Below are 12161 nucleotides of genomic sequence, written 5' to 3' on the forward strand. Positions count from 1 at the left end.
ACGTGTTTTGTAAATAATGATAGGTATAATAGCTACTTGACAATCTCCAATAAACGTGGCATCGAACATACGAACTCTAATCCCCCTACACAACGATCTCGTTAAATATTAAGTCGTTGGTTTTCAATCTTATCCTGTAGATTTTTGATTGGTTTGTTCTATTCTGGTCTACTCAACAAATATAGGGTTAGTTTTGAATTACAAAACTTTATTTTTTGGGACTTGATAAAATGATGAAGAAAGAAACGGAGATATTAAGCCGAGTGGAGTAGCAAAGGCTGTCTCCTGTCGGAGGGGACAGCCGTCATTTTTTCAGGGATGAGTTATGAATATGGGAGTATCTAATTCACGAAGGATATTATCAGCTTTGCTGCGTTTAAAGAAGCGGGAGAGATTACTTCTTCCATATGCACCGAAAGTGATGATACAGTCTTTCCTGTTATTTAATAATTCTTTGATGGCTGTATCAGGTTCTCCTGCCAGGGTTATGAATTCTATACTATCGTAGTACATGTTCAGATATTCTTTCAGCAGCCTCTCATGAGGCATCACGGGTGTATTATTTTCTGCTATATATACTACTGTAGCTTTTCTTTCTGTAAAGACGGCAAACAACTGTGTAAATTGTTTGATGGCAAACATGGATGAGAAGCTGCCATTATAGGCAAAGAATACTTCTTTTATCTCTTTCATATTGTCTGGCACTATCAGTACGGGAGATTGTGCACCTGCCAGCACATTTTTTACGAATAAGGTAGGATCTGAATCATATAATAACGCAAAGGATATATCTCTGTTCATTATTACCAGATCGGCAAAGCGGCTTTCCAGGATGGCTTCTTCTGCCGGTAAGCCTTTGTCTTCATGAAAATGGAACCAGATATCTTTTTCTATACATGCTTCTTTTAACGATATTATATTTCTTTTTATTTTATCTTTTGTTTCTTTGTCCGTTTCAAGCACTTCTGCATAGGTAGCAGGAGAGATCCCTTCCCTGAAATCGGGAGCATAGAGGATGGGGCCTGCTTCATTTTCAAGGAATACAATTACCAGTTTTCCTTTAAGCACACGGGAAATATATTGAAAAACATCCAGTTGTTCCTCTCTGAAATGAGCTGCATCTATCAAGGCTACTATCTTTTTCATATATGTGGTTTTAAAGTGTTAGAAAATGTTATTCTTATATCACCCATTTTAACTTTTTACAAAGCCGGATAAAAATTAATGACAGCAGGGAGCATGATAATATAATGAACCAATCCTGCCAGTCATGGATAACAACCCCTAATGCCATCCTTACCGGTTTTATCCACCAGGAAAGCCATACGATCACAACACAACTGATAACCGCATACCAGACATATCTGTTGCGGAATACTTCTGTTTTATAGAGTGGTATATTCCTGTTAAAGGACATGTTAAATACGTGCAATACCTGCGCCAGGATAAGTGTATAGAACAATATGTTATTGTCCCTGTTCTTTTCCGGTGGTAAGAACCTATGTCCAACCGCGACTGCTATTACAGCATTAACCGCAATAATAAAAGCATATGTGATGATGGCTATCCACCGTTTCCTGTCTATGATGTCTGTTGCTTTCAGGTAAGGTTTGCGCTGCATAATATCAGGAGCACCGGGGGTTATACCTAAAGCCAGCGCAGGTAATAAGTCAGTTACCAGGTTGATAAATAAGATCTGCAAGGGGAGGAGTTGAAAAGGAAGATTGAGGATGGCGATCGTGGCTATTACAAGCAGTTCACTCAGATTAGAAGATAAAAGATACACTACGAACTTCCGGATGTTATCAAAAATAATTCGCCCCTGTCTGATGGCGAGCACGATGAAAGAAAAGGACTCATTTTTCAATACCATATCTGCAACCTCCTGTGCCACCTGTGTTCCACGCTGGCCCATGGCAATGCCTATATCCGCTTTTTTAATTGCAGGTGCATCATTGACGCCGTCACCTACCATGCCCACAATCATTTTTTGTTCCTGGTACACCTTGATCAGGTCCAGTTTCTGTTCAGGAGTGACCCGTGCAAACACGCTGGTATTGAGCCATTTCTTTTTTTCAGCAGATGTCAGTTGCTGATATGGACGCATTTGTTTTCCGGTCATTGCTGCCGCTCCGGGTGTTGTTGTAATACCTAACTGCAGTGCAATATTCTTAGCGGTAGCAGGATGGTCGCCGGTGATCATGATCACCCTGATACCTGCCTCTCTGCATAAACGGATCGATTGTGATACTTCCTGTCTGGGAGGGTCCATGAAGCCGATATAACCTGCAAATGTGAGATCATTCAAAAGTTCTGTTTGTCTGTCTGACATGCTTCTGAAAGCAAAGCCCAGCACCCGTAGCCCGGATGTTGCCTGCTTTTCTGCCAGTGACAGCCAGTGTTCTTTTTGTTTGTCCGTTAAGGGATTGATGTTATTGTCCTTACATTCAGCTGTGCAATAGTTGAGTACATCTTCTATGCTTCCTTTCACGGCCAGATAATACCGGTTGTTATTACTGTGCAAGGTGGCCATTATCCTTGTGTCTGATGAGAACGGGATTGTAGTCACCAGTGGAAACATACGCTGGTAATCAGCCGGCTTTAATGATGTACAGTGGACCATTTTCAGCAAGGCTGTTTCCAGTGGATCTCCTGATTCCGTTTGTATTTCATTATCCAGTCTGAAGCTGGCCGTATTACATAAAGCAGCGATCCGGCATACCTGCTGAAAAGCAATTGTACCGGCTATACTGTCGTCCTGTTGCCACAACAGACTGGCAGCGGGGATATTGACAGTTATATCCGACCTTTTCCCGTTTACCTGAATGTGGGATACTTCAATCCTGTTTTGTGTAAGTGTACCGGTTTTGTCCGTGCAGATTACATTTACGCCTCCGAGGGTTTCAACGGAGGACATTTTTTTTACGATCACACCCTTTCTGGCCATTAACAACATGCCATAGGCTAATGCAAGCGTGCAAACAACCGGCAGTCCTTCCGGAATGGCAGCAACAGCCAGTGCTATTGCTGTTTTCAGCATCAGTATTATTCCACGGTTGTATAATATCCCGGCAATAAATACCATCACAACCAGTACCAGGGTACCCCTGATAAGCTTTTTACTAAGGTCGCTGATCTTTTTTTCCAGTGGCGTGGCGGCATGCTGGGCTACTTTTACCATGCCTGCAACAGTACCTAGTTCGGAGGACATTCCCGTATTTACGACTAATGCAATTCCGTTACCTCTTGTAATAAAAGTACCTTTATATAACATATTGGTCCGGTCTGCCATCTGGGTATCTGCAGATAATATCCGGGGTTCTTTTTCCACAGGAAGCGACTCGCCGGTTAATACAGATTCATCGGCCTGTACCTGTGCGGCTTTTATCAACCGGGCATCTGCCGTCACCATATCGCCTCCTTCTACAAATAAGACGTCTCCGCGTACAATTTCTTCAGATGCTATTTCCGTGATCTGTCCTTCTCTTAAGACCTTTGAAGTGATAGTGGTCATTTTCATCAGTGCCCGCATGGAATGTTGAGCCTGCATCTCCATTGCAAAACCAATCGAGGCATTAATGATGATCACAATACCTATCGCAATTCCATCCAGGTATTCACCAAAAAAGAAGGAGAGTACGGTTGAAAACAGTAATAACCAGATAAGCGGACTGGCAAACTGACTGATCAATACAAGCCAAACAGGTTTATCCTTCTGCAGCATTATGCTGTTAGGGCCTTCTTTGTCAAGTCTGGCTGCAGCTTCGTTTAGTGTGAGGCCCAGCGCAGGGTCTACATTCAATATTTCAGCGAGCAGTTTGTCATTTTGCGCCCAATACATTTTCGGCTTATCCATTGTTGGTAACATTCTTTAAGAATATATCTTCAAGGATGAGTGATAAATACAGGTGCATCAATTTTACGAAGAATATTATCGGCACTGCTTCTTTTGAAGAAACGGGAAAAACGGCTTCTGCCATATGCTCCAAAAGTTACTACACAATCCTTTTTATCTCTCAACAGATTCAGGAATGCTTCATCCGGCGCACCTTCCAGTACCCTGTACTCTATATTATCAAAATAACCGTCAAGGTATTCTTTCAGTTGTTGTTTATGCGGGATCGTTGTTTCATCATTTTCGATTACATATGCCACGGTTATTTTCATGCCCTCCAAATCATGAAACAGCTGAACGAACTGGCGGATAGCGAACATAGAAGAGAAGGTCCCATTATAAGCCAATACAGCCTCTTTCACGTCAGTTGGCATATCCGGTAATACCAATACGGGGCACTGTGCATCTGTAAGGACATTTTTAAGAAATCCGGGAGGATTTGAGTCGTACAACATGGAAAAGGAAATATCCCTGCTTATCAGCATCAGATCTGCAAAACGGCTTTCTTCAATGGCTTCCTCAACTGGCACACCTTTGTCTTTATGAAAGCTGAACCGCATATTTCTTTTTTCGCATCCCTGCTCTAATAATGCGGTATGTTCATTTATTACCCGTTCCTTTTCCCTGGCAGCTTTCAATACGATTTCGTATTTATACGAGGGTATACCTTCTGTAAGATTGGGGACCATGAGTGCGGGACCGTTCTCATCTTCCAGGAATACAATTGTTAGTGTACCATTCAGGACACTTGCTATATGCTGGTAAGCATCCAGTAGTTCTTCCTTGAAATTCAGGGCATCAATTATGACTACAATCTTTTTCATGGGGGTATATTTTTAGCTTTAGCTAAAATAACCCAACCGGTGTTCGTGTACAATGATCTCTATCATTCAATTTTTGAATGAATATCATTGTTATATGTTTCTGAACAGCATAGTTTAGTTGCTTTAAATGCGATTATTTATGAAATACATATATAGCCTGCTACTGATACTTGCACCTGTAATTTCCATTGCACAGCAGGTGGAATATGGTAATAATCTTACCATTACCAGGCCGGTGTATGGCAACTTGTATATCACCGGTAAGAATATTATCATTAATGCTCCCGTATATGGCGACCTGATTGTTGCAGGAGGTACAGTTACCGTTAATGATACCGTACAGAACGATATCCTTGCTGGGGGCGGTGAAATCCATATGAACGGATACGTAGGGGAAGATATCCGTTGTGTAGGAGGTAAGCTGTTTGTAGATAAAAATACCGGAGGTGATCTTGCAGCAATAGCCAGTTCTATTAATGTCAGCAAAGATGCTGTCATTGCGGGAGACCTGCTGGCATCCGGCGGAGATCTGATATTGGAAGGAACGATAAAAGGGAGTGTGAAAACAGGCGTTGGTACGTTAGCAATGAATGGAACGATTGAAAAAGGACTTGATTGCAGAGGAAATGAGATCAATATAAATGGTACTATCAACGGGGCTACAGTACTGGCTGCGAGATATATTAATATTGGCCGCAGTGCGGCATTTATGCAAAATGTAAGATACTGGAATGAAAACGGGTCCACTGATTTCGGGGAATCAATCAAAAAAGGGAGGGCTGTTTATGACAAAACACTCGCGATAGATTATCCCACCTGGCAGTTCCTGGGGTATAGTTCTTTCATTGCTTTAATATGGTATCTCGCCACTGTATTTATTTTTATCCTGCTTATCCGTTTGCTGTTCCCTGATATAACAGCAAAAGCAGGAGAGGGGCTCTTCAATAACACCGGGCGAGCCATAGGAAATGGGATCCTTTTTATGATTGTTGTTCCTATCATTATCATATTTGCATTTATGACGATCATAGGTATCCCTGTTGCTATACTGATGTTAATTTGCTATATCACATTACTATTGCTGGGTTCTGTCCTTTTTTCAGTATTACTGGCACAATGGGCCAATAGAGGATATAAGAAAAAATGGGGGTTCTGGAAATCGGCCTGGGCAGCGCTTGGAATTTTCATTCTGTTTAAACTGGCTTCACTTACTCCGTTTGTGGGATGGCTTATCTCGCTGGTGGCTATGTGTATCGCATTTGGCAGCATCCTTGTAGTTCTCCGTTCGGGGCGGAATGTCAGTGCAGGATAGAGTGAGATCATGCTGATCATCTTTCTAACTAAAAGGCTACGCAACCGCGTAGCCTTTTCTACAATACCTTATTGTGGTTTGGTTGCATCGTTAAACAAAGAGAAAAAGTACTTCAATGCATTTTCCTGATTATTGGGTACATCTGCAATGAGTTCAGCAGAAATATAATTACCTTTTATGCCCGAAGATTTCAAATAGACATTGCCACTATTGCCTAATAGTTTACCCGCGGTTTCACTCATATTCCCTATTTCTGTAACAGGCATCTTATTATGCAGGTTTTTAGGACTGAAGAACATGGTCATATTATTTTTTAACAGCAAATCCTTTTGCTGTTTATTCAGATTGCCCTTATAAGTGCCTGCATTTATCTGTTCAATATCGGTTAGCGATGTGCCCATGAATACGATTCCATCTTTTATCAGGACATGCAGATTGAACGGATTTTTAGTACTATGATAGAGGCTGTAAACATTATTTTCAAAATGGACCTTATGTTTACTGATACCATATTTAAGTAGCTTTTCAATCAGATGCGTATCATCGGAAGAGAACATGCATAGGATATCCGGCAGGGTTTCCATTTTTGTTTGTACGGTATCCTTACGTTCATAATTTTCATCATACACATACGTTGTGTATGTTGATTCCCTGGCGGTGAGGTTGGTCATCAATATAAGTGCGTCTCCTTTAACAACCCTTGCGATGGCTTTCTCATCCAGCATGAGTGAGAGCAGGTCGCCACTAAGATCTATCTCCTCACTAAAAGAGCCATAGGTCTGACTGAATATTTTAGGTAGTTCCTTCAGATAAGATTCCGTATCAAAGGCATAACTCATGAACCCGATCAGGCTGTCACTTTTAATATATTTCAGGAACTTCTTATTCAGTTTCTTATTATATATCTTTCTGTAGGCATCGGCCTTGTCCTCATCCAATGCCATTTCCCCTGTTATGCGCATATGTTCCTTGTCCATGTATAACCGGGCATTGATGCTGCCATACCCTTTTAACATATTGGTATATTTCAGGTAATTATAAGGCAGATAACTACTATAAATACGTTGAAAGTCTTCCATCCAGAATGAACCTAGAGCTTCTTTATCCACACTTCTGAGATAAGCAGGATTATTTAAGATAGAAGGGTTACTCTTATCCAGAATATCCAGTGCGTATGCTACCATCCAGGTAGCTGCAATACTGTCCTGCCTGGCCTCCTGTTCCTTTTGGGCTCTGGTGTATGCTGTTTCCTCTACCGGAGGAGGAATGTCGGACACTGTCTCTTCGGGTTCCGGAGCTTCTATTGCTATATTTGCCGCGGAAGTATCAACATTTACCTCCGTTGCATCTTCTGTTGCTGTTGTTGAATCAATTACCGGCTCATCATAATAATCGTCATTGTATGATAAATGCCTGATGCCATAGCGGGCAGCTGTCAGAGAGTCATTGAAGAAATAAGAACTCACTGATCCGTGAACTACATATAACATCTCATTATTCCACATGATCAGGTTCTTTCCGGAGGTTGTCAGAAACTTTGTTCCACCCTGCTGTTTAATTTTAGCACGCGTTGTGTCATTGAACAGTGTTTCTAATTTCCGGGCATCTGAGAGTGGTATTAATAAACAGTTATAGCTGATACTATCTGTTTTCTGATAATAATAATAGATAGTGGATGAAAGGTTAATACCTGCATCTTCTATACTTTTATAATTCCCGCCTGTTCTTTTTGAAAAATCACCTAATAACCGCTGTCCTAAAGCAGAGTTATTAAATTCAGCTATCGGGAACAGCTGGAACAGCTGATCACTTTTAATACTAGCTACTGCCAATGCTTTTTCCGGGATCTTATTTGCAAGGTCCTGCGCTGTTCCTATGGAACCTGTGAACAATGAAAGGATTAGTAATTGTAATACTTGTCTCATGCTATTTTGATAATTGTACTTGATTAGAAATGTTGGTTCGTCCGTTAATCAGATCGGGGATGGCAAGGCGTTGGATAATTGCCTGCTGATTTTTGGAAATTCTGGCCAGCTTGTTACTGTAACTGGTAATTGTTGACTCAAAACGCAGTATACTGATGTAAGCAGCATTGCTGAATATCTCCTTATCCCGGTTTGTTAACTGATTGAATTGCGTTCTCACATCGTTGGAATAGGTGTATTCCCTGGTAAACCTCGTTTCATCCTTATTATAATTATAAGTGGGGATATTGGTGTCTTTTACTTTATATTGCTCCAGAAGTGCTCTAATGAGATGATTTACATCTGCGACATCTTTAAATGAGAAATGGATGCTGGCAACGAAATTTGTAAAGTCGGCAGTACTCCCGACATTGGAAATACCCGGCATTTTATTCAGCTGAGCCACCGTTTTGTCCATCTCCTGCTGTATCTCCTGTTTACTGGGTACTTTGTAGCCGTGAATACTGTCTGCGAGCATAATAGCTGCAATCCGGGTTCTGCTCTGGCTGAAGTTAACAGTCAGCGTCATGGTGCCTGTTCCATCTTTCCCCATGGTGATTTCTTCAATTACTTCAAAACAGGAGCTGAGAAATACTGGTATAATAAGCAGGACGACAAAAAGTTTGTTTCTAAACATGTGCAACTGGTCTTTTACGAACCAGGCATCAGATGAAATCCTGATTCATCCTGTGCCTGTTAGTTTTATACCCCTCAAAAGTACATTCCTGAAATAGATTCTGTAAATATTATGAGACTACAGATAGTCTACGAGTCCTGATTATTTACATAAAAGAGTCTACAGAAGGTATATTTACCAATGAATAGCGGTGCAATTATTATTGAAAGGGGGCGCGCTTTCCAACAACAAGTGTTAGAAAAGATAAGGCTTCATTGCTCAAATAACTTAAAAGAGCTGCCCATTTCGGGCAGCTCTCCTCAGGATCCTTAGTGATATGTAGCAAGGGCTTATTTTATTTAGCCACTACCAGCTTTTTACTTCCTGTTCATAGCTGGTCTGATCTCATTCATCCTTAAAAACTACCAGTGGTTAATTACACCTGTTAACAGGTTGTCCGCGTACCTGTACGTGATAATACTATTATGTATAACTTAAAAGATCATACGTAAACAGAAAAAGTATGTCTGCCCCCTCGATTTAAACCCTGCAAAACTCCTTCAATTTTTTTTGGCTGACCTTTTAGTCAGCCCCTTAATTTATTAATTATAGCCCGGATTTTGCACAAATTGAGGGTTCGCTCCCATGATATCGCGGCCTATTGGGAATATGGCCGTGTGGTTATCTGCATCGGGTTGTTTATCCCACCATGTACCGGTGTTAAAAACACCCCAGCGGATCAAATCAGTACGGCGGCGGTTCTCACCTAAGAACTCACGGCCCCATTCGTCAAGCATTTCCTGGTCATTGAGCTGACTGCCATCAGCTTTATACAGACTTGGAGAACCGGCCGGATAGTTTCGCGTGCAACCATCCGACCTGATCGCGGATAAACAGCGGGTAAGAGCCCTTATTGCCACGATCGGTATCGGCAACAGTACTACCATTCACAGTGCGCTGGTATGGAAGATAGCCGTACAGAAACATACCCTCACGTTTACTGTTGCCAAGGTTTTTGTAAAGTTTCAGGCGATAGTCGTCAGGATAGTGCTGGAACTTAACGAAAGGCTTGCCCAGGGTAAAACTATATTCAACGCTGTCCACATCTCTGCCGGGTTGAAGCGCGTATTTCGGGTTAGCCTGTCCAAAATCCGTAAAGCCACAATACAATGGAGCCGCGTCATAGGTCATTGCGAAAAAATACATGCCGCCATCATTTGTTTACATCAAAAGGATGATCGACATTTCAGAGAAGTTTCAGAAAACGGACTATCTGATCCGGAGCAAGATCATGTTGGGAAGCACTTTACTGAATTCCGGATTTTATAAAGAGGCTTTCGACATTACCGGAGAAATAGATACGGGGAGGTTGTCCAACGCTCTCAAAACCGATTTCCTGTTCTTGCGGGCGCGACTGAATGCCGGTATTGCCGAGTATGATAATGATGCTTATTTTTCGCGGAGCTATTACAAGCAATCCGAGGATGATTTTAAAAATGCAGAGATCGTTACTCCTTCCAATGATTTCGAGAAGACTATCAACCTGGCCTTCCTTCCGGATTCAGTAAAACACATGAAATTAACTCCCGATTTCTTCTATAATGTTATTATCGGGCGTCACCTGCCTGAACACAGCATCGCTATGGTTGCTACCAGGATTAGTTATGCCTATACGGGTTACGACCGGATAGGTTTTCTTGCGCTTGCTGCGATCAATGATATTCGTTCCTCAACCAAAGAAACACTTGCCATATTTTTACTCGGGCAGGAGTTGTTTAAATTGGATAAAACGAACGATGCCTATATTTTCTTGCAGGAAGCAGCGCGCAACGCCAAGTTTTATGGCGCCAGAAATCGTGCAGTGCAGATCGAATCGATGTTACCATTGGTTGCAGGTAAAATGATCGATGAGAAACAGCATGAAAAAGATAAGTTACTCATAGGCTTTTTGACCTTTTTGATCGTTGCTGTCATATTATTTTTTCTGTTGGTCATTTACCGGAGACAAATATTACGGATCAAAGCAAACGAGCTGATGATAAAGGGAAAAAACAGCGAACTGGAAAGCGTAAATGGAAAGCTTTGGGAATCTTCTAAAATAAAGGAAGAACTCATCGGTTTGTTTTTTAAAACGTGTTCATCATACATAGAAATGTTAGATAAAATAAAACACAAAACCCTGCACAATATCAAACTGGGGAAATATAAAGACGTCAACCTGATTTTAAACAACGTTCATATCGAGGAAGAAAAAGGGAATTTATACAACATGCTTGATACCGTTTTTTTAACGATGTTCCCTAATTTTATCGCATCTTTTAATGCCCTTTTAAAAAAAGAAGATCAAATCTGGCCGAAATCCGGTGAAACACTCAATGCTACACTCAGGATATTTGCCTTAATACGCCTGGGAATAAATGAGCATGAGGCCATAGCCAAAATACTGGATTATAGCGTTAGTACAGTATATACTTATAAAATGCGGATCAAGTCGCGGGCGTTGGTTCCTGCAAATGATTTCGAACAGAAAATAATGGAAATTAAATTTATTGATAGTAATCATCATTGAGACAGCCCGCAACTTTACCCCGCTTTTTACCATTGCCTGTCTTATAACCAGGTCGGCCGTTGGATCCAGGAATTATATTCAGAAATTATGTTTACAGTTATAAGTAATCGTAGTAGTTGAAATTGGTATGCTGGCAAAAGTGCCGAGTCCATGACTGCCAAAATTAACCTCTACCGGTAGCCCGTAATTGTTATAGGAAAATACCTGTACCGAATTATTTATGCTGTAATCCCTGTCTAAGAATTGCCAGATAGGATGTGTACGACGCAGGTTGATCTTATTATCAAAGCTAAAGGTTACTGTATTGGTCCCACTTGCCGTTTGATTGGTGATCTTTACAAGATTGCCCTCATTATTGTAAGTGTAAAGCGACGTTAAAGCAACTGATGCCGAGCCATAAGTGTCTGTTGATTTGATGATCCTGTTTTCAATATCATAAGCGTAAGTAGAGATATTGCCGACAAACAAGTGCCCTTGCTGAGGATCGGGTAGGGGTATACCCGGACCAATAAAACCAAATGAATAAGAAGTATCAACGGTAATCCTGTTCTTTGCATCGTAATGATACCGGTGCCATACCTCAAAAAATGGGTTCGGGCTTTCGTAAACACCATAATAGTCCGTCATTCTCCCTTTTTGATCATAGCGGAATAAGAAGTTCGGTGATCCTGTGCCTACCGAAGCCCTGGTTATGCTCAAAGGATTGCCATTATGACTATATGCAATTACAAGAGAATCGCCTATAAAAATGCCTCCTTTTAGTTTTACGATCTGACAGTCCGGGGTGTGGGGAGGCACCTCATGAAACTTATTGCAGCCGGATAATAAGAAACCGGTCATGACCGCTATTACACATGCAGATGTAATTAGAATTGATTTCATTGGAGTTTTTTTTAGTTTGAATAATTACAAAGCGGGGGTGTAGCGGTATTTAGGAATATTTCTCTTACTAATACAGAAATACAGGTCTTAATTATGCAC

The 12161-nt window shown here is 41.2% G+C and carries 10 protein-coding genes; 2 read left to right on the forward strand and 8 right to left on the reverse strand.

What is annotated here, in order from left to right:
• Positions 1-312 precede the first annotated feature (312 nt).
• The 3 genes from GO495_RS29635 to GO495_RS29645 are packed head-to-tail and all read right to left on the reverse strand — an operon-like array spanning position 313 to position 4719.
• A complete protein-coding gene (locus GO495_RS29635; protein ID WP_157303578.1) occupies positions 313-1146 on the reverse strand; it encodes a universal stress protein in 834 nt (277 codons plus the stop codon).
• A gap of 34 nt (positions 1147-1180) precedes the next feature.
• Positions 1181-3856 (reverse strand): cation-translocating P-type ATPase, encoded by a 2676-nt coding sequence (locus GO495_RS29640; protein ID WP_170302747.1) that lies wholly within the window; start codon positions 3854-3856, stop codon positions 1181-1183.
• 29 nt (positions 3857-3885) lie between these two features.
• Positions 3886-4719: a universal stress protein gene (locus GO495_RS29645; RefSeq protein WP_157303580.1), complete on the reverse strand. Its 834-nt coding sequence runs from the start codon at positions 4717-4719 to the stop codon at positions 3886-3888.
• A gap of 139 nt (positions 4720-4858) precedes the next feature.
• On the opposite strand from GO495_RS29645, the gene GO495_RS29650 reads away from it, so the two are divergent.
• A complete protein-coding gene (locus GO495_RS29650; protein ID WP_157303581.1) occupies positions 4859-6031 on the forward strand; it encodes a bactofilin family protein in 1173 nt (390 codons plus the stop codon).
• A 68-nt stretch (positions 6032-6099) separates the two neighbouring features.
• On the opposite strand, the gene GO495_RS29655 is transcribed toward GO495_RS29650, so the two are convergent.
• The 4 genes from GO495_RS29655 to GO495_RS32285 form a co-directional block, all read right to left on the reverse strand.
• Positions 6100-7956, reverse strand: a complete 1857-nt coding sequence (locus GO495_RS29655) for a hypothetical protein (RefSeq protein ID WP_157303582.1) — start codon at positions 7954-7956, stop codon at positions 6100-6102.
• Between the two features lies 1 nt (position 7957).
• Positions 7958-8632 carry a hypothetical protein gene (locus tag GO495_RS29660; RefSeq protein WP_157303583.1) on the reverse strand — a complete coding sequence of 225 codons (675 nt, stop codon included), beginning with the start codon at positions 8630-8632 and terminating at the stop codon, positions 7958-7960.
• 581 nt (positions 8633-9213) lie between these two features.
• Positions 9214-9408, reverse strand: coding sequence for a RagB/SusD family nutrient uptake outer membrane protein (locus GO495_RS32280; protein ID WP_240915375.1), 195 nt, complete (start codon positions 9406-9408; stop codon positions 9214-9216).
• A gap of 31 nt (positions 9409-9439) precedes the next feature.
• A complete protein-coding gene (locus tag GO495_RS32285) occupies positions 9440-9817 on the reverse strand; it encodes a hypothetical protein (protein WP_240915376.1) in 378 nt (125 codons plus the stop codon).
• 28 nt (positions 9818-9845) lie between these two features.
• Here GO495_RS32285 and GO495_RS29670 point away from each other — a divergent pair, with 28 nt between their 5' ends.
• Entirely contained in the window at positions 9846-11180 is a 1335-nt protein-coding gene (locus GO495_RS29670; protein ID WP_205691355.1) for a DUF6377 domain-containing protein, read from the forward strand.
• A 78-nt stretch (positions 11181-11258) separates the two neighbouring features.
• Here GO495_RS29670 and GO495_RS29675 read toward each other — a convergent pair whose 3' ends face one another.
• Entirely contained in the window at positions 11259-12062 is an 804-nt protein-coding gene (locus GO495_RS29675; RefSeq protein WP_157303584.1) for a hypothetical protein, read from the reverse strand.
• Between the last annotated feature and the right edge of the window lie 99 nt (positions 12063-12161).

Source organism: Chitinophaga oryziterrae (assembly GCF_009758125.1).
Lineage (GTDB): Bacteria > Bacteroidota > Bacteroidia > Chitinophagales > Chitinophagaceae > Chitinophaga > Chitinophaga oryziterrae.